Source organism: Sulfurospirillum diekertiae (assembly GCF_011769985.2).
In the GTDB taxonomy this organism is placed as follows: Bacteria; Campylobacterota; Campylobacteria; order Campylobacterales; family Sulfurospirillaceae; genus Sulfurospirillum; species Sulfurospirillum diekertiae.
This window is the reverse complement of record NZ_CP039734.2, coordinates 1710434-1731834: the sequence shown is the minus strand read 5'-3', so window position 1 is coordinate 1731834 and position 21401 is coordinate 1710434. Positions and strand designations below refer to the sequence as shown.

At 40.8% G+C, this 21401-nt stretch carries 21 protein-coding genes; 9 read left to right on the top strand and 12 right to left on the bottom strand.

The genetic code is table 11. The features are described 5' to 3' along the window. The first annotated feature begins 36 nt into the window (after nucleotides 1-36). The gene (locus FA584_RS08795) at nucleotides 37-1647 is read left to right on the top strand and encodes a methyl-accepting chemotaxis protein (protein ID WP_167749196.1); all 1611 of its coding nucleotides are present in this window, start codon (nucleotides 37-39) and stop codon (nucleotides 1645-1647) included. A gap of 187 nt (nucleotides 1648-1834) precedes the next feature. After that, nucleotides 1835-3445: a methyl-accepting chemotaxis protein gene (locus FA584_RS08790; protein ID WP_167749195.1), complete on the top strand. Its 1611-nt coding sequence runs from the start codon at nucleotides 1835-1837 to the stop codon at nucleotides 3443-3445. A gap of 132 nt (nucleotides 3446-3577) precedes the next feature. Here FA584_RS08790 and FA584_RS08785 read toward each other — a convergent pair whose 3' ends face one another. After that, complete coding sequence (locus FA584_RS08785) at nucleotides 3578-4177, bottom strand: LysE/ArgO family amino acid transporter (protein WP_096046948.1); 600 nt, start codon at nucleotides 4175-4177, stop codon at nucleotides 3578-3580. A gap of 201 nt (nucleotides 4178-4378) precedes the next feature. Here FA584_RS08785 and FA584_RS08780 point away from each other — a divergent pair, with 201 nt between their 5' ends. Then, a complete protein-coding gene (locus FA584_RS08780; protein WP_167749194.1) occupies nucleotides 4379-6376 on the top strand; it encodes a TonB-dependent receptor in 1998 nt (665 codons plus the stop codon). Nucleotides 6377-6432: 56 nt separating this feature from the next. Here FA584_RS08780 and FA584_RS08775 read toward each other — a convergent pair whose 3' ends face one another. The 5 genes from FA584_RS08775 to FA584_RS14795 form a co-directional block, all read right to left on the bottom strand. After that, nucleotides 6433-6816 (bottom strand): YybH family protein, encoded by a 384-nt coding sequence (locus FA584_RS08775; RefSeq protein WP_167749193.1) that lies wholly within the window; start codon nucleotides 6814-6816, stop codon nucleotides 6433-6435. A 46-nt stretch (nucleotides 6817-6862) separates the two neighbouring features. After that, nucleotides 6863-7414 carry a ferric reductase-like transmembrane domain-containing protein gene (locus FA584_RS08770; protein ID WP_167749192.1) on the bottom strand — a complete coding sequence of 184 codons (552 nt, stop codon included), beginning with the start codon at nucleotides 7412-7414 and terminating at the stop codon, nucleotides 6863-6865. Further along, a complete protein-coding gene (gene msrP / locus FA584_RS08765) occupies nucleotides 7411-8328 on the bottom strand; it encodes a protein-methionine-sulfoxide reductase catalytic subunit MsrP (protein ID WP_167749191.1) in 918 nt (305 codons plus the stop codon). The genes FA584_RS08770 and msrP overlap by 4 nt, the downstream gene beginning before the upstream one ends. 56 nt (nucleotides 8329-8384) lie before the next feature. Next, a complete protein-coding gene (gene nudC, locus FA584_RS08760) occupies nucleotides 8385-9200 on the bottom strand; it encodes an NAD(+) diphosphatase (RefSeq protein ID WP_167749190.1) in 816 nt (271 codons plus the stop codon). A gap of 91 nt (nucleotides 9201-9291) precedes the next feature. Further along, complete coding sequence (locus FA584_RS14795) at nucleotides 9292-10905, bottom strand: methyl-accepting chemotaxis protein (protein WP_167749189.1); 1614 nt, start codon at nucleotides 10903-10905, stop codon at nucleotides 9292-9294. Nucleotides 10906-11085: 180 nt separating this feature from the next. On the opposite strand from FA584_RS14795, the gene FA584_RS08750 reads away from it, so the two are divergent. Beyond that, complete coding sequence (locus FA584_RS08750; protein WP_167749188.1) at nucleotides 11086-11613, top strand: HPP family protein; 528 nt, start codon at nucleotides 11086-11088, stop codon at nucleotides 11611-11613. 77 nt (nucleotides 11614-11690) lie between these two features. Continuing rightward, the gene (locus FA584_RS08745; RefSeq protein WP_167749187.1) at nucleotides 11691-12092 is read left to right on the top strand and encodes a PAS domain-containing protein; all 402 of its coding nucleotides are present in this window, start codon (nucleotides 11691-11693) and stop codon (nucleotides 12090-12092) included. 17 nt (nucleotides 12093-12109) lie between these two features. On the opposite strand, the gene FA584_RS08740 is transcribed toward FA584_RS08745, so the two are convergent. From FA584_RS08740 to FA584_RS08720, 5 genes are read right to left on the bottom strand one after another with little or no spacing between them, the layout of a single operon-like run. After that, nucleotides 12110-12874, bottom strand: a complete 765-nt coding sequence (locus FA584_RS08740; RefSeq protein ID WP_167749186.1) for an exodeoxyribonuclease III — start codon at nucleotides 12872-12874, stop codon at nucleotides 12110-12112. Nucleotides 12875-12907: 33 nt separating this feature from the next. Next, nucleotides 12908-13342 carry an arsenic resistance N-acetyltransferase ArsN2 gene (gene arsN2, locus FA584_RS08735; RefSeq protein ID WP_167749185.1) on the bottom strand — a complete coding sequence of 145 codons (435 nt, stop codon included), beginning with the start codon at nucleotides 13340-13342 and terminating at the stop codon, nucleotides 12908-12910. Next, on the bottom strand, nucleotides 13342-14205 hold the full coding sequence (locus tag FA584_RS08730; RefSeq protein WP_167749184.1) for a hypothetical protein: 864 nt from the start codon (nucleotides 14203-14205) through the stop codon (nucleotides 13342-13344). The genes arsN2 and FA584_RS08730 overlap by 1 nt, the downstream gene beginning before the upstream one ends. Before the next feature lie 25 nt (nucleotides 14206-14230). Then, on the bottom strand, nucleotides 14231-15484 hold the full coding sequence (locus tag FA584_RS08725) for an arsenic transporter (protein ID WP_167749183.1): 1254 nt from the start codon (nucleotides 15482-15484) through the stop codon (nucleotides 14231-14233). Further along, nucleotides 15481-15795, bottom strand: a complete 315-nt coding sequence (locus FA584_RS08720) for an ArsR/SmtB family transcription factor (RefSeq protein WP_087438932.1) — start codon at nucleotides 15793-15795, stop codon at nucleotides 15481-15483. The genes FA584_RS08725 and FA584_RS08720 overlap by 4 nt, the downstream gene beginning before the upstream one ends. Before the next feature lie 112 nt (nucleotides 15796-15907). Here FA584_RS08720 and FA584_RS08715 point away from each other — a divergent pair, with 112 nt between their 5' ends. Then, nucleotides 15908-16540, top strand: a complete 633-nt coding sequence (locus tag FA584_RS08715; RefSeq protein WP_167749182.1) for a LysE family translocator — start codon at nucleotides 15908-15910, stop codon at nucleotides 16538-16540. Here the strand turns inward: FA584_RS08715 and FA584_RS08710 are convergent. Further along, nucleotides 16505-19636 carry an efflux RND transporter permease subunit gene (locus FA584_RS08710; protein ID WP_167749181.1) on the bottom strand — a complete coding sequence of 1044 codons (3132 nt, stop codon included), beginning with the start codon at nucleotides 19634-19636 and terminating at the stop codon, nucleotides 16505-16507. The genes FA584_RS08715 and FA584_RS08710 overlap by 36 nt on opposite strands. 99 nt (nucleotides 19637-19735) lie before the next feature. Here FA584_RS08710 and FA584_RS08705 point away from each other — a divergent pair, with 99 nt between their 5' ends. The 3 genes from FA584_RS08705 to FA584_RS08695 all read left to right on the top strand — a co-directional run bounded on the left by FA584_RS08705 (nucleotide 19736) and on the right by FA584_RS08695 (nucleotide 21384). Continuing rightward, on the top strand, nucleotides 19736-20524 hold the full coding sequence (locus tag FA584_RS08705; protein ID WP_096046933.1) for an ABC transporter ATP-binding protein: 789 nt from the start codon (nucleotides 19736-19738) through the stop codon (nucleotides 20522-20524). A 128-nt stretch (nucleotides 20525-20652) separates the two neighbouring features. After that, on the top strand, nucleotides 20653-21039 hold the full coding sequence (locus tag FA584_RS08700; RefSeq protein WP_167749180.1) for a hypothetical protein: 387 nt from the start codon (nucleotides 20653-20655) through the stop codon (nucleotides 21037-21039). 78 nt (nucleotides 21040-21117) lie between these two features. Continuing rightward, entirely contained in the window at nucleotides 21118-21384 is a 267-nt protein-coding gene (locus FA584_RS08695) for a hypothetical protein (RefSeq protein ID WP_167749179.1), read from the top strand. The last annotated feature ends 17 nt before the right edge of the window (nucleotides 21385-21401 follow it).

Here is a 21401-nt window from a genome sequence, read left to right as displayed (position 1 = left end):
TTATGATGCCCCATAAGAAACTAAAAAGGGGTTATCATGAATATTGCAAAGCAGCTTATTGTCATGCTTACAATTGCGATTATAGGCATTGGTTCCGTTTTTGCTATCAGCTTTTATAAAATGGGTGAAGTTTATACCAATACAAATTATGGCAATGTGAATGTCATACCGAGTATTTTAATTGTCAATGGCATGATGGAGGATTATTACTACCTTCGCGTTTATGCGTTTGAGTTTCTCTCCGCAACGGATCAAAAATCAATGGATGAGTCCGCTGCGATGATTAAAGAAGTCAGAGATTTATTAGACAAAAAAGTTGCATCATATTCTGAGTATTTATCGAATGCAAAAGATAAAGAGCTTTATGAAAAAGACAAAGAAATCTTAAACCAATACAACGCCTTGTTAGATCAGTTTTTAGCACTCTCAAAAGCCAATAAAAAAGAAGAAGCACGAACGCTCGCATTTGCGAAGAGGCCATTTTTAGCGACCGTTGGAGATACGCTGCGCATTCATATGAATTACAATAAAGAGTTGGCTGAAACAAAAGCACTTGAAGCTTCCAATACAAAAGATAATGCCAGTGCACTGATGATAGGGCTTTCATTATTGGTGGCTGGTTTGGTGATTATTACCAGCATTATGATTCGTCGCAATATTCTTCAAGGTGTGCATATTATCCGTGATAGCATGGTCTCGTTTGTGAAGAATAAAATGTTAACATTTAGAATCACCTATGAGAAAAAGAATGAATTTAAGGAAATTGTTGATAGTTTTAATGCCTTAGTCACCACACTGGAGCAAACCATTGTTGATGCTAAACAATCATCGACTGAAAATGCTTCCGTATCGCATGAACTCAGTTCCACCAGTATGCAAATAGGGCGCAATGCTACAAGGAGTACGACGATTGTTGAAAATACTATTCAGGAAATTGCAACGATTAAAACTTTCGTGCAAGAGACTGCCACCCTTTCAGAAGCGATGAAAAAAAGTATTACCGATGCCGGTCAAAGGCTGGATAATGCCAAAAATGAAGTCATTACGCTTCGCAATGAAGTAGGACTTGCCAGTGAAGCAGAAACAGCTTTAGCTCAAAAACTAGAGCAGATGAGCAGTGATGCCGAGCAAGTCAAACAAATCCTCACCGTCATTTCAGATATTGCAGATCAAACCAATTTACTTGCGCTGAATGCCGCCATTGAAGCAGCCCGTGCTGGAGAACATGGACGAGGCTTTGCCGTTGTTGCGGATGAAGTTCGTAAACTTGCAGAGCGAACCCAAAACTCACTGACCGAGATCAATGCAACCATCAATGTCATCGTTCAATCCATCGTGGACTCTTCGGAGCAAATGGGGCGCAATGCGAAAAATATCAGACGTCTTTCCGATGTTTCGACGGGCGTTGAAGAGACCATTCTTGGGACAAGCAGTGTGATGCAAGAGAGTGTCGTTTCTGTCACAACGAGTGCTGAAAATTCGATTCGAATCGCGAGTGATACCGATCGAATTATCTCTATGGTGACAAACATTAATTCACTCACCAGCGAAAATGCCAGAAGTGTTGAAGAGATTGCCTCAGCAGCCGATCATCTCTCTAAATTGGCTGAAAATCTTAATGAAAAGTTGAATCAATTTAAGTCTTAACTGCTTTTGAGGAGAAGACACTTAACATGCTTTTCTCCTTCTTTAGTCTCCAAATCCTTTTCATTATGTACCACTAATCCTCTTAAAATCTTTACATGTAAAATAATTTTTATTACTTTTATAAATATAACGCATTTGCAACACCAGAGCGTTATGATTCTTTTAAGAAACCAAAAAGGAGTTTATCATGAGTATTTCAAAACAACTTTTAGTGATGCTTGCCGTTGCAATTCTCGCTACATGTACGATTTTCGGAATTAGCTTTACGAAAATGGAGCAAGTTTATGCAGAGACAAATTACAGCAATGTCAATACACTTCCGAGTGTTTTCGTGCTTGATGAATCAATGCAGATTGCATATAGATTAAGACTTGCTATTTGGCAACATATCTCGCAAACAGATATAGCAGGAATGGATAAAGTTGAAGCCAATATGCAAGCACTCAACCAAAAATTGAATGAGGCGCTTAAGAGCTATGATGCGTTTATCTCTGATGATAAAGATAAAGAATTTTTAGACAAAGATCATAAAGCGGTGGAAGCCTACAATGTGCTTCTTAAACAGATCATTACTCTTTCAAGAGCAAATAATCACTCTGATTTAAATACGCTTCTTGCCAATAGTACAGAGGTGATTACGAATTTTACTCAGGCATTTGAAGAGCATATGAAGTTCAATTTTGAACTTGCAAAAGTATCAGCCAATCATGCTTCCGATGTGAAAAATAGTGCGGCTATTATGATGGTTGTCATTGCGATAGCTTCTGCTGTGGCTCTTTTGTTATTCGGACTGACGATTCGTCGCAATATCATCCAAGGGGTGCATATTATCCGCGATAGTGTGGTCTCTTTTGTTCAACATAAAGAGCTCAAATTTAGAATACATTATGAGAAAAAGAATGAGCTCAAAGACATATCAGATAGCTTTAATATCTTAATTACCACATTAGAGCAAACCATTGTGGATGCGAAAAACTCTTCAAGCGAAAATGCTTCCGTATCGCATGAGTTGAGCACTACCAGCATGCAAATAGGGCGCAATGCTGAAAAGAGTACGACGATTGTTGAAAATACCATTCAGGAGATTGCAACGATTAAAACTTTCGTGCAAGAGACAGCGATGCTCTCAGAAGCGATGAAAAAAAGTATTACCGATGCCGGTCAAAGACTCGATAATGCTAAAAATGAAGTGGTAAGCCTTCGCAATGAAGTAGGACTTGCGAGTGAAGCTGAAACAGCGCTGGCTTCTAAATTGGAGCAGATGAGCAGTGATGCCGAACAAGTCAAGCAAATCTTGACAGTTATTTCAGATATTGCCGATCAAACCAATCTTTTGGCGCTGAACGCTGCCATTGAAGCAGCCCGTGCAGGGGAACATGGACGAGGTTTTGCGGTTGTTGCGGATGAAGTCCGTAAACTTGCGGAGCGAACCCAAAATTCATTGACGGAGATTAATGCGACCATCAATGTCATTGTTCAGTCTATCGTGGACTCTTCGGAGCAAATGGGTCGCAATGCGAAAAATATCAGACGTCTTGCCGATGTTTCAACAGGTGTTGAAGAGACGATAGTGGGAACGACCGGTGTGATGGAAGAGAGTGTTACCTCTGTCACAACCAGTGCGGCAAATTCCATTCGAATTGCGAGTGATACGGATAGAATCGTTACAATGGTTTCCAATATTAATGTCTTGACTAGTGAGAATGCCAGAAGTGTTGAAGAGATCGCTGCAGCGGCAGATCACCTCTCAAAATTGGCAGAGAATCTCAATGAAAAATTGAATCAATTTAAGTCTTAACCTCTCATCAGAGTTCTTAGAGAACTCTGAACACGTCTTTCAATCAAAGCGCTAAAGGCTACGTTAACACTGGGTTCTCTTCGGCAAAGAGCCCACGCACCTTTGGTGCTTTTACTTCTTAGAAAACTAGGTTTACAAACCCAATAACATGAATGCCAAAGAGAGCATCACAATGCCAATGAGCACTTCCAAAATTTTCCATGAAATGGCTTTGGTAAAAATGGGTGTTAAAATTCTCGCACCATAGCCGAGTGAAAAGAAAAAGAGAAACGAAGCACTCATAGCACCCAAGCCAAAAAGTGGCGCTAAGCTTCCAAATTTGGTCGAAACAGAACCCAGTAAAATGACCGTATCGAGATACACATGAGGATTTAGCCACGTAAATGCAAGAACCAGAAGGATGGTTTTGGAAAGTGATGAGGTGGGCTGATCGAGAGGGCTGAGCTCATGAGACATGCTCCACGCCGAGTAAAAACTCTTCAATCCATAGACAAATAAAAAGGCAAAACCACCGTATTTTGCAACGCTCTGTAAAGAGGGAAACTGCTCCACCAAATAACCAAAGCCTGAAACCCCACAGAAAATCAAAATCGCATCAGAGAGTGCGCAGACCAAGCAAATGATAAAGACATGTTCTTTTTTAATGCCTTGTTTGAGGACAAACGCATTTTGCGCTCCAATGGCTAGGATCAGTGAGAAACCAAGACTAAAACCTGAAATATAAGCATTCATTGTATGTTCTTTATGGTGAAAATAGGGCATGATGATAGCAAAATAACCGTTAAATCCACTTTTACATGTAAAGATTTTGAGTGATCGCTTAATTTTTAAGAGTGACGATCTAATTTTAGATTTCTGCGCTTAAGAGCTTCTATTTAACGGTAGTTTAACAAAGTGAATTTATAGTGTCCCTTTAGATTTAAGGGAGGTTGTATGAATAAGATAGTGGGTATATCTCTGATTGTTTCGACGTTTTTAATGGCGGAAACAATAGATTTGGGTGCGATTACTGTTGTGGGAGAAACGCTCACAAAAGAGGTGAATGATATACAAGGTAAAGAGCTAAAATCCGCTGACCTTGCAGATGCTCTTTCTCGCAATAGCGCGTCAATTACGATGATTCGAGGAAGTGGTGTTGCCAATGATATTATCTTACGTGGGCAAAAAAGGGACAATATCAATGTTTTAATGGATGACGCGAAAATTTATGGCGGTTGTCCCAATCGAATGGATCCTGCTATTACGCATATCAACTCTGACAATATCGAAAACGTTAAAATCATTGAAGGACCTTACGATGTTGAAAACTTTGGTACGTTGAGTGGTCTTGTCATAGCTGAGACCAAAAAGCCGATGCAAGAGGCAAATGCGGATGTGAATTTAGGTATGGGAAGTTACGGTTATAAAAAAGCGGAGGCCAGTGCAGGTGCTGGAAATGAGTATGTCCGTTTCCTCTTGAGCGCTTCAACCGAAGAAAGTGACCAGTACAAAGACGGTAACGGCGATACGTTTTACGATCAGTTATTAAAGGATTTGGGATCAAAAACAAAGCAAGGCATGTATAGTTCCAACGATTTAAAAGCGTATGAAAAGAAAACGTTTATGGGTAAAGTATTTATCAATCCAACGGAAAATCAAGAGATTCGCTTAGGCTATACGCTCAATCGTAGCGATAACGTCCTTTATCCGTCTCGTAGTATGGATGCGGATTATGATGACAGCGATATTTATACGTTAGGATATAGCCTTTACGATTTGGGAACATACTCAAAAGAGCTTGCTTTGGAGATGTATTATTCAAAGGTTGAACATCCGATGTCCACAAAATACCGTGTACAAAGTATGATGATGACGGGTAAATACATGACGGCAGATATGAAGACGAAGATGGAAGGCGCTAAATTGAAAAATGTCGTCGATGTCAATGGCGGCGAATTGACGTACGGTATTGATATGAGCAGGCGTAATTGGGATGGAAAAAGTTATACCACAACGGTTTCGACGGGAGCAGTGACCGGTGTTACTGATTTGACGACAATTCCCGACGTTGATACGACCAACAAAGCCTTGTTTGCTCATTATGAAAAAAAGATCGATCGTTTCAATGTTCAAGCCGGTATTCGTTACGACGATACGGTTGTTAAGGCCAATCGCTTTGTCGCTGGTAAAAATGATGAGAACGATTATAACGCTCTTTCTGCCAATACGATTATTACGTATAAAGCAACCGACAATGTGGATTATTTCATCGGTTTTGGTAAAGCATCACGTGTCCCAGATGCGAAAGAGCTGTATCATCCGGCAAACTCGACAGGCATGTTAGATCAAGTGACAAATTATGAGACAGATGTAGGGTTTAAAACCCATTATGATGGTTTTGGCGTTAAAGGTAAACTGTTTTATTCAGACTTGACAGACTATATTTATTATAATGCGAATGCTCTCAAATACGTCAATATCGATGCAACGATTTACGGTGCAACATTGGATGCGTATTTCGACATCACTAGTGCATGGACTTTGAATTATGGCATGAGCTATTTAAGAGGGCAAAAAGATGAACCGCTCGTAGGGCAGACGGACAAAGATTTAGCCGATATCGTACCTCTTCGTGCGATGACATCCGTGACGTATCATGAAGGCAATCATGCTGTCAAAACCGAGATGGTGGCCTCCAAACGTTGGAGCAATTACGACAGCGATAACGGAGAACAAGAACTTGCAGGCTATGCTGTTTTCAATGCTAAGTACAATTACAAAGTGACGAAACATTTTGATGTCACTGTCGGTATGGATAATATTTTTGATAAAACGTATGCCGTATCTAACACGTATAAAGATTTAAGTTTAATCTCTGCCGTTGATGGCGACGTAATGTTGATTAACGAACCAGGTCGTTACGCATATATCAACCTACATTATTCGTTTTAAAAAACCTAACGTCACTCATTGCTTTATTGATGGGTGGCGTTGTTTACATATAACGGTTATTGGATAAGATCATGCCCGTATGAATTATCAATCGAGCACTTCCAAAGGTTGTCTGCATTTTTCGTAAAAACATAGGTTGCTTTACGCTCCATGGTTGGAATATCTTTGGCGCAAACCAGTGTTTTGGCGAGGACTAAAGCGGTATCACCCGTTTCCAAAATGGACAGACCCGCTTGTTTCACTTCCAAGGTATGTTCAAAATAAGCGGCAATGGCTTCAAAAGCTTTTTTGATTTGCTCTTTTCCCACAGCATTCATACCAGGCTTGATGACTAAAAGAGCATCGGGTGCATAAATATCAACAAGCATGTCAAAATCTTCAGCGTTAATAGCCTGATCGGCTTGGTTGATGAGCAGTTCTATCGGGTGCAGTGTTTCCAAAGCGCATCCTTTTATAAATTTAATCAAAAAATATAACCAATCCTCTCTAAAATGTTTTTACATGTAAAGCTCTCCACGCCCAAACTCTCTCCCCTAAAAGTACCACGCCAACGATAACCACGCTATACTCAAATACTCCAGCTACTTTTTGTGCCCAGAAGCTATGAAGCAGTGCAAGTGCTAAAGCGAAATAGACGGCTTTATGGTATTTCGAAAACTTGGCGAAAAGCTTTTTAAACGAGGTGAGCGCCATGAAAAGAAGGATGATAAAAGCGATAGCACCGACATAGATGAATGGTTTTTTGAGACTTTTTTCGAAGATCGTGACGAAGTCAAATTCACTGTCAAGTATGACAAAAACGCTTACATGTAAAAGAACGTAAAGAAAGCTCAAAAGCCCGATGGTTTTACGGTAGCGAAGTAAATTGACTCCGCAAATGCGTTTACACGAAGAGGGAAAAAGCGAAAGCAAAAGAAGGCAAATCGCCCCGATGCCTGTGTACGAGTAAAGCATTTTTATGGGGTCGATGGCACTTTCAAGTTTATAGTACGCTACGCCTAAAGGAAGGAGGGCTAAAAGGACAAGGAAGGCTTTCAAAAGAACTTCCTTAAGTCCATGCCAGCATACAGTGAGGCAACCTCCTTATCATAACCATTGAAGGGCAGAGTGGCTTGTTTGGTGAGTTTTCCAAGCAAACGCTCTTTAGATTGTGTCCAGCGCGGGTGGTCGACTTCAGGGTTGACATTGGCATAAAAGCCGTACTCTTTGGCATCGATGGCTTGCCAAGTATTGAGCGGTTCTTTTTCCACACATTCAATTTTATCAAGCGATTTGATGGACTTAAAGCCGTATTTCCAAGGTACAACGAGGCGAATCGGAGCACCATTTTGCGGAAGCAGACGTTTGCCATACATTCCGACAGCCACAAAGGTGAGCGGATGGCGTGCTTCATCCATGCGCAATCCCTCAACGTACGGGTAAGGAATGGAGGAAAAAATGCCTTTGGCTTGGTCGGGAAACAAAGAAGGGTCATGGCGCGTGGTGAACTTGACGTATTTAGCTTTGGCATTGGGTTCTAAGTAATCCAGAAGTTTTGAAAGCGGAAAGCCGATCCACGGAACGACCATCGACCAGCCTTCGACGCAGCGAAAACGGTAAATGCGCTCTTCCAGTCCAAATTTAGCGATAAGGTCATCTACTTCCATCGTTTGAACATTTTTGAGTTCGCCTGAAAAATGAACATCCCATGGGGTTGTTTTCATCTTTTGTGAGAGCTTAACAGGGGCTGTTTTGTCGGTTGAAAATTCGTAAAAATTGACATAGTTAGTGATCTGCTCCAATGTATTGGGCGAGAGTTTGAGTGGATTGGCATCCGGTGTGTAATGAAGGCTCATATCGGGCGGAAGATCGGCTAACAGCTGTGAAATGGCGGTACTGCTTACCAATGCGCCCGCACCAAGTTTTAAAAAGTATCTACGTGCCTCAAAGAGGGATTCAGGGGTGATGAGCATGGCAAACTCCTATGTGAAAGTTCTCCTCATTCTAACAGAAAAGAATCAATAAAAAATTAATGATCTTTGAGCCATGCGTTGATCATAATGCCTGAAATTGTTGCGAGTTTTGGAAGCTGTGGTAGATGGTCTTTTGTAAACCATTTTGCATCTTCAATTTCTTCCGGTTGTAAGCGTAGTTCACCGCTTTCATACTCTGCAAAAAAACCTATCATTAACGAGTGAGGAAAAGGCCATGGTTGCGAACCAAAATAACGAAGGTTTTTGACGCGAATACCCACTTCTTCGTAAATCTCACGATGGACTGCATCTTCAACACTCTCACCTGCTTCCACAAAGCCTGCGAGTAGGCTGTACATGCCTGATGTAAAGTAGGGCGAACGTGCTAAGAGTATCTCATCACCTCGTGTAATGAGTACGATACAAGCAGGGGAAAGACGCGGGAAAATCGTAAAGCCACAGGTTTTACATGTAAGCGCTGAAAACTTCGGTGAGTAGCCTATAGGGTCGCCACAACGACCGCAATATTGGTTGTCATAAAGCCAGTGTGCAAGCTGTTTGGCACGAGCAAGCATCGCATAAAGATGTGGTGGATGAACATCAAGAAATTCCCTGAGGTTAGTTTTGACGAGATGCTCTGGAAGCGTAATATCTTCCTTCCAGACAAGCAAAGAGTAGAGGTCATCATGAACTTCACCGATGTGAAAACTGTGATGGGGTTTTCCCAATAGTTCAAAGTGTTCACGTTTGGGCAAAGAGCCGTCAACTGCCATTAAAAGAGCGTCACCACAAAAACCGATAATGACACTTTGTTTGCCATCTGTTGGCACAAAAAGGGGTGTTAGTTTTACCGAAATAGTATGTTCAAACACATCAAACCTCTTTACATGTAAAGTGCAAAATGATAGCAAAATCTTGCTAAAGAGTGCCCAAAAATGTTGGTATCTCTTTGGGCATAGGAGTTTAGGCTGTTTTAAATTGTGCCAATGTGTGACTGAGTGTTCCTGAAAGTTTTGAGAGATGTTCGGCTGCTGCGGCGATCTCTTCGACGCTTCTGGCATTGGAGCTTGAAAGTTCATTGATCTCACCAATTTTTTCAATGACAGCCGTTCGAATCAGCTTCACATTGCTGTTTGCTTTACCGACGACATGATCGGTTGCCGTAACACTTTGTTCCAGCATATTTACAGCGTCGTTGGTTTGTTCGGTGACTTGGTTTGAAAATTCGGAGAGTTCATGGATACGCTGAACATTGTGATTCATCTCGCCACTGATGTCGTTGATGGACTGAACAATGACATTGACGGTGGCATTGGTCTCAATAAGGCTTTTTTGAGTACGTTCAGCCAGTTTTCGTACTTCATCCGCTACCACAGCAAAGCCACGCCCATGCTCACCCGCACGCGCCGCTTCGATGGCAGCATTAAGAGCGAGAAGATTGGTTTGGTCTGCAATATCTCCGATGACATCTAAAACGGTTTTGACCTGTTCTGCTTCTTGGGCAAGATGGTTGAGATGATCGTTGAGCGTTGTTTCCGCTTGGGCGGTTTGATTGAGTTGTGCAATCGTTGTGCCAAGAAGCGTTTGGGCGCTACCAAGACTTTTTTGAGCTTGTGTCGTGACGTCTTTGACATTTTGGGTTTGAATACTTGCTTCATCAATTTCTACCGCAACCACTTTAGCATCGCGTGTCGTTTGATAAACGACTTGAGACTCCTCTTCAGCCCGTTTTCCGATTTGCAGACTTGTACTGGAAAGTTCTTCCGCAACAGAGGCATTTTCGATGGCGTTACTTTTAGCAAGATTAAGGGCTTTGGCAACATCGGCAATCAGTGCATTAACCGCTTGAATAATGTCATTGATCTCATCATGGGAGTGAATGTTGATCTGCATGCTTAAATCTTTGTTCTGGCGCATCTGCTCACAGCCAGCTTTCGCCCGTGCAACAGAATGTTTAATGGAACGTGTAACAATGAAAAATAGAGCCAAAACAATGATCATCACAATGGCTAATGTCATTTGAGAGGCCATCATATTGGTATCAAGGCGATTGAAGTTGTTTGTTTTGACGGAGCTTGTTAAATCATCTAGTCTTTCCATAATGGCTGCAAAACCTTGGGTACTTTGTTTGTGGTACTCTTCAAGTTTTTTGGCATCTTCTGGATTGTTTTGCGCAAAAGTTGGTTCATGCAGTGTAGCACTATATTTTTGATACAGTTGCATTCGTGGGATGTTAATATCGTGCCATGCGGTTAAGAGTTTTTTGAGTGTTTCGATACGTTGGTGATTTTGAGGGCTCATCAGCATAAGTTTAAGTGCGTCCAAATCGCTCAAGAGTTTTTGAAATATCTGCTCATAACGATCCAAGTTTGATTGTTTAAAATAGAGTTGAAAATCACGCTGTTCAATGCGCAATTCCATCGCGAGTTTTTCTATTTCAGGAATGGTAGACAAACGAGTCGCTGCCATTTTCGCATCGTTTCCTTCTTTGAGGCTCTCAATGCCTAATGCACTAAATCCTAAAAAGATAATGACCAGTAAAAATGCTAGTTTATTTTTAATTGTTGCCAATAACATTATTCCCCTTTTTTGCGCTGTATCGTAATAAGTTAACGTAAATTATATGTAAACTTCAAAGAAAAAATGAGGAAAATTGAAAAGTAGCTTGATGTGTGTCATTTCAAAAAAATGGTAAATTCTCTACAATAACTAAAATGATTTGTGGAGTAAACTGTGGTAAAAAGCTATGTAAGAAGAATGAAAGCAAAGTCACAACTACCTTCACGAAAGCCTTTAAGTAAGATACTTTGGTCGGGATTAGGTGCTTTTATAGGGATCTATTTGGTGGCTATATTTGGGCATTATTTTGCCATTGAAGAGAGCTTTTTTCTTTTAGGCTCTTTTGGTGCTTCCGCGGTATTGATCTATGGAGCTCCCCAGGCTGATTTTTCGCAACCGCGTAATATTATCGGTGGACATGTTTTGTCCGCATGTGTAGCTGTTTTTCTTCTTAAGACTTTTTCTTCTGTATTTTCAACAGAATTTTTATGTGCACTTAGCGTTTCGCTTTCGATTATTGTCATGCACTTTACTCGCACGATGCACCCTCCTGGCGGTGCTACAGCACTTATTTATGTTATGGGTGGAGAACAAATTCATAAGCTAGGGTGGCTTTATCCATTAACACCTATTGGCTTTGGGGCACTCATTATGCTTTTAGTAGCACTTCTCATCAATAATCTTTCTTCCAATAGCAAAAGGCATTATCCAACGTATTGGTGGTAAAAATTTTATATAACGCAAATGTCACATTGCCAAGGTACAATTCCAATCATACATGAGAGATACCAAAGGTTATTAAAATGAAAAAAGAATATATCACTATTTTGGAATGTGTAGGTCATGGAATTTGGGAGTGGGATCCTATTAGCAATCGAATCACTTTATCTCCACAATGGGTTTCCATGTTAGGGTATGAATATGAAACGTTTCAACAGACAAAAGATATGTGGATGTCACTTATTCATCCTGAAGATTTGAACTATTGCCTCAATGAATTGACCTCGCTTTTGAGCGGTCGCATCAAACATTACAGGCATCAGCACCGTATGCTCTGTCAGGATGGAAGTTATAAATGGGTGCTGGATCAAGCGAAAGTCGTTGCCTACAATCCTCATGGTTACCCCATCAAAGTGGTGGGCACACACACTGACATTCATGAGTTGAGAACGACCGTAGAGATGTACAAACAACAACGAAAATAGACTTTACATGTAAAGCCTTATAACTCTAGCTCAATGCCTACGGGACAATGGTCTGAGCCTTCAACAGAGGCTAGAATGAACGCATCTTTTAAACGCGGTTCGAGCTCTTTGGAGATGAAAACATAGTCGATTCTCCATCCGACATTACGTTCTCTCGCTCCAAAACGGTACGACCACCACGAGTACGCATCTTTGATGTCACCATGAATGTGCCTAAAGGTGTCGATGTAGCCGTGCGCTAAAAGCGAGTCGATCCACGCGCGCTCAATGGGCAAAAACCCTGAAGTCTCTTCGTTGGCTTTAGGGTTTTTAAGATCAATAGCACGATGCGCCGTGTTGACATCACCACAGATGATAATGCTATTTCCCTTCGCTCTAAGCGCTTCGGTGTGTGCTAAAAAATCACTGTAAAATTTCATCTTATGCGCTAGACGCTCTTCGCTTTGTTGACCGTTGGGAAAGTAAACGTTAAACAAAACCACATCGCCAAAATGGTGCTCCAAAATGCGCCCTTCGTGCGTATGGTCGATGGCGTGTGCGGTGTCGGTCTTTTGAAAGTCAATGGTCGAAAAACTCATCGTCCCCGAATAGCCCTTTTTCGTAGCAGCGTTGACATATTTACATGTAAAAGCATGCGCAAAAAGTGGTTCAGGAATTTGATGCGCTTCGGCTTTGATCTCTTGTAAACACAAGATGTCAGGTTTGAACACATCCACCCATGCAAACGCATTTTTAGAAGCCACAGCGCGAATGCCGTTGACGTTCCATGAAACTAATTTCATTGATTTTCCTTTTTACATGTAAAGCGTAGTTTTTTAAAGTTTTAATGCCATAATGATAGCAGAAGAGGGGCAAATGTCTTGAAATTCGCGGGTGTTTTGGATGCTTTGAGGCGTTTTCTCTCGTCCTGTTTTTTCAAATCCATAGCGCTCAAAATAGTGCTCCGCCGTTGTGGTCAGCAGATACACGGTTTGAATGTTTTCATTGGCACAAAAGCGAAGCAGATATGTGAGCATCTTCTCCCCAAGCTTTTGGTTTTTGAATCCCTCTTTCACACACAAGGAACGCAAAAGCGCTTCGTTATCATAGGTTTCGATGCCGATGGTTGCGACAATTTTTTCATCGATTAAGCCCACAAATAGCGTGATGTTTTTTTCATAAATATCTGCTGTCGGGAGTTGGTTAGATGCCAGCAAATGTGTGATGGCTCGGTAGTTGTTTTGTTCTGCTTTGCGTATACTTAATTCCATTATATTTCCTTTTTACATGTAAAGAATTCTAGGGCATAACTTCGCACTTTTTTGCCACTGGATAATGAAAAATAAACTAAAAAACTTGCTAAAAAAAGATGAACAAAAAATATCATGATCCATGAAGTATAGAGGGAAGCGCTCAAATTTTTGATGGCGAGGTCTCTAAAAATAAGTGAAAACACGATACCTATCATCATAAGGCGTGTTGTGAGTAGTAGATGGTAATTTTTCCATAAAGCCAATAAAAAGCTGACGGGTACGATGAGTATTACCCATGCGCACAGAAGTCCAAACGTTTGATTTAAGTGAAAAAGAGTCAGTTTGACTGCCATGGAAGTTATATGGCTGAGATGATCTGCTTTGGTCATTGGGACAGCGAGTTTATCGTCGATAACAAGAGTTATAAATCCAAGCCCTAGTGCAATAAGGATAATGACCCATTGGGCAAACCATGGCATCGCAGATTCTTCTTTATGGCTGAGTGTTTGACCAAACCACGCATTTGATGGTTGTATATAAAGGAGGGCTAACGCACCAAGAGGCAGAGAATTGACGATAATGATAGAGAAAAAAAGGTTTGCATAGTGTGTATTCAACAATGTGGTCGCTATAAGCGCCATTAAAATGGGGATGAGGAAAGTGTATAAACTTACGAAAACGTCTCTCACCCATACTATTTGCATGAGAACGCCATAAAGTAATATTACTTGAACGCTGGTGATAGCTAAAAATTGTAGGGTTATAGCGTGTGCGATAAAACAATACATCACATTGATACTATCAAAGAGAGCAAAAAGCGCTAGTGATAATTTTATCGACCAAGGAGCATTTTTGAGATGAGTGATGATGTGCATTTCCATTCTTCTTCCTTTTTACATGTAAAGACTAAACAAGGCTTAGAAGTACGACAAGTAGGATCGGTGGTGTGACCAGAAGCCCAAATTTTGAGTAGTCCCAAAAGCTGATTTTGACCCCTTTTTTTGCCATAACATGCAACCATAAAAGGGTCGCCAGTGAGCCAAAAGGCGTCATTTTGGGTCCTAAGTTACAGCCAATGATGTTGGCGTAGGCAAGTGCAGAATTGGGGATGTCGTGAAGCGCTATGTCCATGATCATGACACTTGGCATATTGTTCATCAAAGCGCTTAAAATGGCGGCGATAAAGCCCGTTCCGACAATAGCAATCGTATTGCCTTGAGCGTTGAGCGCGTTTAAAATGTGCGTCAAGTACGTGGTAAGTCCCGCATTTTTGAGCCCGTAAACGACGATGTACAATCCGATGCTAAACCACACCACTTGCCACGGAGCGGTTTTGATGATCTGCCACGGACGCGCTGCTTTAAAATAACGTGCAATGGCAAGAAAAAGTAGGGCTCCTCCAAGGGCGATAAAGCTAATGGGGATGTGGTACTGCTCCCCTACAAAATAGCTTCCCATCAGCGCGGCAATAAAAAACCACGCGAGGTAAAACAGTGGCTTTGATTTGAGTACATCATCAGGATGTTTTAAGAGGTCTACGTTTACATGTAAAGGAATATCTTTACGCAAAAAGAGCCATAAAACAGCAATGGAAACAAAGGTGCTGACTAAATATGGCGTAATCATGGTTGATAAATAGGTGGAAAAGCCAATGTGAAAGTAGTTGGCGGTGACGATGTTGGTGAGGTTGGAAAAAACAAAGGGAAGCGAAGCCGAATCGGAGATAAACCCGCCTGCGAGCAAAAACGCTACAATCGTTTTAGGTTCCAGTTTTAAAATGCGCATTTTAGCCAGTAAAATAGGAGTGAGAATGAGCACAGCCCCATCGTTGGCGAAAAAAGCGGAGATGATAGCGCCTAATAACAGTGAATAGACAAACATAATGTGTCCATTGCCTTTTGAAAACTTTGCCATCCAAATCGCACACCACTCAAAAAAACCGATCTCATCAAGAACGAGAGAGAGAATAATAATGCCGATAAACGCCAATGTTGCATCCCAAACGATGTTTGTCACCACTAAAACGTCGGCAAAACTCACCACACCCAAAAGCAGAGCAAAAGCAGCGCCGATGATCGCAGACGTGCCGATTTGAAGACCACGTGGCTGAATAATGACAAAAAGTAGGGTGATGAGAAACAGTGAAAAAGCGAGAATCATTTGGCATCCTTGCAGGCACAGACGGGTGTAGGCATTTGCATCTCTAAGTAGCTAATCTCTTCAAGACATTCAAGTCTAAAACGATCCAGCGGAGAGCGAACCTGATAATACGCCCATTTTCCACGACGATCTACACGTAAAAACCCCGCATCTTTGAGGATTTTGAGATGGCGTGAAACACGCGACTGAATCAGTGAAAATGCCTCTTCAATTTCGCAGACACACACTTCTCCATGTTGATGAATAAAACGAAGGATTTGAAGACGCGTTTCGTCATTGAGCGCACCGACGGTTTGTAAAAAAGTTTCCATAATGTATCTCTCATTTGATTTTTGGATAGCATAGCAGAATATCGCTTTCATATCAAGATATATTGATATGAAAAGTTAGAGTATAATATTGCACTTCAAAGAGGAGCATAGCATGGAATTTCACACATGGCTTTTGTATACCACCGTTGCATTTATTGCAATCGTAAGCCCAGGTCCTGCGGTACTTTTAGCGATCAATAACTCTTTAATGTATGATCTTAAAGCAACCATTTTTTCATCTTTAGGAAATGCTTCAGGGCTTTTTGTGCTTTCCAGTGCGGCGATGCTCGGTCTTGGCGTCGTGTTAAAAACATCGATGATTCTCTTTACCGTGTTTAAAATTGTAGGAGCACTGTATCTGATCTATCTTGGTATCAAACAGTTTCGTACTCTTCACAATATTTTTGAGCGTGTCCATCTTCATCAGACGCAAAGCGCAGTACATTATTTTGCAATTTTTCGTAAAGGATTTTTGATTTGTATCACCAATCCGAAGCCGATCATCTTTTTTACAGCACTGTTTCCTCTTTTTTTAGAGCCAACAACACCGATCATACCTCAATTTTTCATTTTAACCTTGACGTTTATGTCGCTATCTTTTATGACATTGATGGGTTACGCTTTTTTCGCGCGAAGTTTGAAGCATTGGTTTAATACACGCAATCGCGCCACATGGTTTAACCGCATTAGCGGCGCGATTTTTGTGGGCTTAGGTCTTGGGCTTTTGGGACTTGAACGTAAGTAAAAATTTCTCTTTACCTTTCATAATCAAATAGAAAAAAAGTGGTGTAAAGAAGACGCCAATAAGGGTAAGTGTCACCATACCGCCAACGACCGTTGTACCGATGATATGGCGGCTGTTGGCACCTGCTCCTGAGCTTAATGCCAGTGGAAGAGTTCCTGCTATGAACGCAAATGAGGTCATAATAATAGGACGAAAACGAATTTTTGCCCCTTCAATAGTCGCGTCGATTAAACTAAAACCTTCTTCCATTTTTTGCAATGCAAATTCCACCATTAAAATCGCATTTTTAGCCGAAAGTCCCACAAGAGTGATGAGTCCTATTTGGAAGTAGATGTCATTTTGAAGTCCACGAAGCCAGATAGACAGCGCTGCTCCTAGAAGTGCGAAAGGTACGGCGAGCACAATCGCCCAAGGAATCATCCAACTCTCATACAGTGCTACCAAGATCAAAAAGATGAAAACAATGGCAAATACAAACGAGAGATTGCCGGTTTCTAAAAGTTTTTTCTCTTGCAGCGATGCGCCACCCCATGCGATAGAATAGCCTTCAGGCAGCACTTCTGCTGCGATCTCTTCCATGATTTTAAGTCCTTCGCCTGAAGAGTAACCTGCATTGGTCTCTCCCAAGATTTGAGCGGAAGGGAACATATTGAAACGTTTGGTAATATTAGGATTGAGAACACGTTTAAAAGTCACAAGATCACTTAGTGCAATGTTACTTCCATCACTAGATTTGATAAAAATATCGCCGTAATTTTTCGTATCTTCTCTAAAATCGCCCTTTGCTTGGACATTGACACGGTAGTTCCGTCCAAAAATATTGATATCATTCACATAGATATTGCCAAAAGTCGCTTGAATGGTGGTATAAATATCGGCAATGTCAATGCCATATGCTTTGGCTTTTTGATGGTTAACTTCAATGCGAAATTGTGGGGTACTGGAACTTAGGGTACTTCGAACCGATCGAAGCTCTTGGCGCTCACTAGCACGTGCGACAATCTCTTTGGCATAACTTTCCAATTGGTGGTAGTTTCCACCTGTTCTATTTTGAACATACATCTCAAAACCACCCGATACGCCTAGTCCACTAATGGCAGAAGGTGAAACAGCTACAATACGTGCTTCTTTATTGGAAGAGAGCTTTTGCATAATCTCTTTGGAGAGCGCATCGACACTTTGATTTGCCTCTTTACGTTGTCCCCAATCGGTAAGACGCACATAGCTGTAACCCGCTTCGGTTGTATATGCTTTTGAACTAAAGTCAGAGCCTGAAAAGCCACCCACTTTATCGACGGATGGATTTTGAAGTGCGACATCACCTACAGCGATATTGACTTCATGGGTACGCGAAAGAGATGCAGCAGCAGGAAGTGTCGTGACGGCAAAAAAGACTCCTTTATCTTCTTTAGGTACTAGACCTGAGGGAATAATACCCAGAAGTTTAACGATGACAAAGATCATAATGCCAAAAAAGAGAAGATTAAAGAGGCTAAAGCGGATAGCATTTTGAACAATTTTTCCAAAATGGTGGGTGATATAATCAAAAAGGTCATTAAATCTTTGAATGATCCACAAAGGTTCTTCTTCCTCTTTTTTCAAAAGCAAAGAGCAGAGCGCCGGAGTGAGGGTTAACGCGACAAGCCCTGAAATGACAACAGAGATAACAATGGTAATGGCAAATTGCCGTGACATCGTACCGCTTAAACCTCCCATAAAAGCAGCAGGAATAAAAACAGCACTCAAGACAAGGACGATAGCAATAACAGGCGCGGTAATCTCTTGCATCGCTTTGATCGTTGCTTCTTTAACGCTGAGATTTTCTTTACGCAAAATTCGCTCGACATTTTCAATGACAATAATCGCATCATCCACCACCAGACCAATGGCAAGCGTCAATCCAAAAAGGGTGAGAAGATTGATGGAAAAGCCTGTGGCATAAAAACCAGCAAAGGTTCCGATGATGGAAACAGGAATGGCAAGGACAGGAATAATCGTTGCACGAATGTTGCCTAAAAAGAGATAAACCACAAAAATAACCAATGCAATCGCTTCTAAAAGAGTGACAACAACCTCATGAATGGAAGCGCGGACAAACAGCGTTGGATCGTACGTAGCATCTATTTTGAGCCCTTCAGGGAATTCCTTTTTAAGTTCTTCGATTTTTTTATCCAAAAGGTCTGATACTTCCAGTGCATTGGCTTTGGATGTCAGGGTAATACGAATCATAGACGTGGGCTGTTTATTAAAGAGTCCTTTGAAAAAGTAACGCTCCGATCCTAGCTCAAGCGTTGCAACATCGCCTAGTTTCAAAGAGGAACCATCGGTGTTTGATTTGATCAAAATTTGCGCAAACTCTTCTGGCGTGTTGAGTCTGCCAGTAGACGTGACCGTGTAGGTAAATGCAATATTTTTGTCAATCGGTTCTTGCCCAATTTGTCCCATAGGATACTGCTCATTTTGGGCTTTAATGGCGTTAATCACTTCCGTGGTCGTAATGTTGTAAAAAGAGAGTTTTTGAGGATCAAGCCAGACACGAATAGAATACTCTTGATTTCCAACAATAATGGCTTCCGAAACACCAGGAATGCGCTTAAACTCCTCTAAAAGATTGTTGATGGCGTAGTTGGACATGAAAATTGTATCGTAGCGGTTGTTTTCTGAAGTGAGTGCGAGCATACGCAAGGTATCGTTGGAACGCTCAGCGACTTCCACGCCTTGACGCTTAACAGCATCGGGAAGCTTACTCTCCGCCAAACGTATACGGTTGTTAACATCCAGTTTGGCTTGGGACATATCGGTTCCCACCTCAAAATAGAGGTTCATGGTAAGAAGTCCACTGGGCGAGGTGGTAGACATCATATAGAGCATGTTGTCCACACCGTTGATTTGTTCTTCAAGGACAGAGGCTACGGTATTTTCCAAAGTAGCGGCATCAGCTCCAGCGTAAGTCGTGGAGACGATGATCTGAGGGGGTACAACATCAGGGTACTCTTGAACAGGAAGTGTTCTAATCGCCATAATACCTGCGATGATAATAATCAGCGAAACAACGATAGCAAAATTAGGTCGATTGATAAAAAATTTGGAAAACATCTGGATACGTTACCTTTACCATAATTACAATTGTCACATTTTAACGAATTTTTGTGAATAATGGTGTGATATAATCATGCGATTATTAGGAGTTATATTATGGAAATTATTCATTTTGAGCATGTGAATGTTGCTTACGACGAACAGGATGTGTTGCATGACATCAATCTTAGCATTAAAGAGGGTCAGCATACGGTTATTTTAGGTGCGAATGGTTCAGGGAAGTCAACTCTTTTGAAACTTTTCTCCAACGATATTTATCCACGTTTCAGTGAAGCGAGCATTAAAGAAGTATTTGGCAAAAAGGTTTGGGATATTTGGGAACTTAAAAAGCATCTGGGCATCATCACCAATGATTTGCACTACCAATTTAGCGATAGAGCACCTAATTTGAGTGGTTTTGAGGTTACGCTCTCAGGCTTTTACAGCAGCTTTCACATCTATGAGCATCAAGAATTTTCACCTTTACATGTAAAAAAAGTGGAAGAGGTTTTGGACTTTTTGGAGATACGGCATTTAAGAGACAAACATATCTCAGAGATGTCCACAGGAGAGCTAAGGAAGTGCATTATCGCGCGCTCTTTGGTGCATGAGCCAAAAGCGATGATACTCGATGAACCCACCGTGGGGCTTGACATCAAGGCGCAGCTCAATTTTATTGAGTTGATCCGTAAAATTGCAACACAGCGTACGATCATATTAGTGACCCATCACTTAGAGGAGATTTTTGAGGAGATTTCACAAGTGGTGTTGATCAAACAAGGTTGTATTGTTGCGCAAGGAGAAAAAGAAGCACTTTTAAACGATGTTCAACTTTCCGCAGTTTTTGATCTACCTTTACATGTAAAATGTGAGAAAGGACGCTATTTTGTTCAAAGTGTGGGGTGATTAAACTTTTTCACAACCTTGTTAATGTGGAATATGAAAAGTGTCAATCGCTTATAAGTTTTTATAAAATAAGGTATACTGGGTTTTTTATAGATGAATGCAATTATATTAATATTGAGGAAAACATTGTGGAAGAAAATATTAATGCTGAGAAAAAAGCGAGGATAATTGGACTTTTTGTAATATATATTGTTGTCATTCTAGTGTTTTGGATGGAATATTACTTTGAATATGGCTTAAAATTTAATCCAGATGGAAGTATGTTTCATGATTTCTTACGTTCACTAAATGGCCCATTAAATAGTTATGAGGTTCAATTAAGTTTTAATTATAGAGACCCAGATCAAAGAAATATTTTTTTTGATTTCTTGTCTTCGTTCTATCAAACGTTAGATAATTTTAGTATTAACAGTAGTACAACTTCTTGGCTATGCGCATTGATTGCTCTTATTCTTCCTTGGAGTTTTCGATATAAAATTGGACGATTAATTGAGCTTTTTATCAAAAAAATTTAATTAAAAAAGACAGACATAGTCGAACGGATATTGGAACTAAATTATTATAGTTATTTAGGTTTAGATAAGGAGGATTAATTGGAAGAAATAATAGTTTATCTAAAAATTGCAATAGTTGTTGGGTCACTTATTGTGATGATTTATGGTCTTAATCTCATATTTAAACGACTTGAAGCAAAACAACAAGGCTTTGGTCCAAATACACTAAAGGCAATTGGCGTAATTTTATTTCTGCCAACCCTTCTGATATTAGCTATTTCAACTGAATTAAAATCTGAAACACTTGCAGCATTACTTGGGACAGTTGCTGGGTATATACTTTCAAGTTCAAAGCCTGATGAATAAATACTTGTGATCATAAA

Excerpts from the sequence above, each read along its gene's own strand:
- arsN2 (WP_167749185.1), bottom strand. The coding sequence starts at position 13,342 with ATGGAATTAAGTATACGCAAAGCAGAACAAAACAACTACCGAGCCATC.
- FA584_RS08720 (WP_087438932.1), bottom strand. The coding sequence starts at position 15,795 with ATGGAAACTTTTTTACAAACCGTCGGTGCGCTCAATGACGAAACGCGT.
- FA584_RS08710 (WP_167749181.1), bottom strand. The coding sequence starts at position 19,636 with ATGTTTTCCAAATTTTTTATCAATCGACCTAATTTTGCTATCGTTGTT.
- FA584_RS08750 (WP_167749188.1), top strand. The coding sequence starts at position 11,086 with ATGAAAGCAAAGTCACAACTACCTTCACGAAAGCCTTTAAGTAAGATA.
- FA584_RS08790 (WP_167749195.1), top strand. The coding sequence starts at position 1,835 with ATGAGTATTTCAAAACAACTTTTAGTGATGCTTGCCGTTGCAATTCTC.
- FA584_RS08740 (WP_167749186.1), bottom strand. The coding sequence starts at position 12,874 with ATGAAATTAGTTTCATGGAACGTCAACGGCATTCGCGCTGTGGCTTCT.
- FA584_RS08795 (WP_167749196.1), top strand. The coding sequence starts at position 37 with ATGAATATTGCAAAGCAGCTTATTGTCATGCTTACAATTGCGATTATA.
- FA584_RS08780 (WP_167749194.1), top strand. The coding sequence starts at position 4,379 with ATGAATAAGATAGTGGGTATATCTCTGATTGTTTCGACGTTTTTAATG.
- FA584_RS08730 (WP_167749184.1), bottom strand. The coding sequence starts at position 14,205 with ATGGAAATGCACATCATCACTCATCTCAAAAATGCTCCTTGGTCGATA.
- FA584_RS08705 (WP_096046933.1), top strand. The coding sequence starts at position 19,736 with ATGGAAATTATTCATTTTGAGCATGTGAATGTTGCTTACGACGAACAG.
- FA584_RS08715 (WP_167749182.1), top strand. The coding sequence starts at position 15,908 with ATGGAATTTCACACATGGCTTTTGTATACCACCGTTGCATTTATTGCA.
- FA584_RS08785 (WP_096046948.1), bottom strand. The coding sequence starts at position 4,177 with ATGAATGCTTATATTTCAGGTTTTAGTCTTGGTTTCTCACTGATCCTA.
- msrP (WP_167749191.1), bottom strand. The coding sequence starts at position 8,328 with ATGCTCATCACCCCTGAATCCCTCTTTGAGGCACGTAGATACTTTTTA.
- FA584_RS14795 (WP_167749189.1), bottom strand. The coding sequence starts at position 10,905 with ATGTTATTGGCAACAATTAAAAATAAACTAGCATTTTTACTGGTCATT.
- FA584_RS08745 (WP_167749187.1), top strand. The coding sequence starts at position 11,691 with ATGAAAAAAGAATATATCACTATTTTGGAATGTGTAGGTCATGGAATT.
- FA584_RS08725 (WP_167749183.1), bottom strand. The coding sequence starts at position 15,484 with ATGATTCTCGCTTTTTCACTGTTTCTCATCACCCTACTTTTTGTCATT.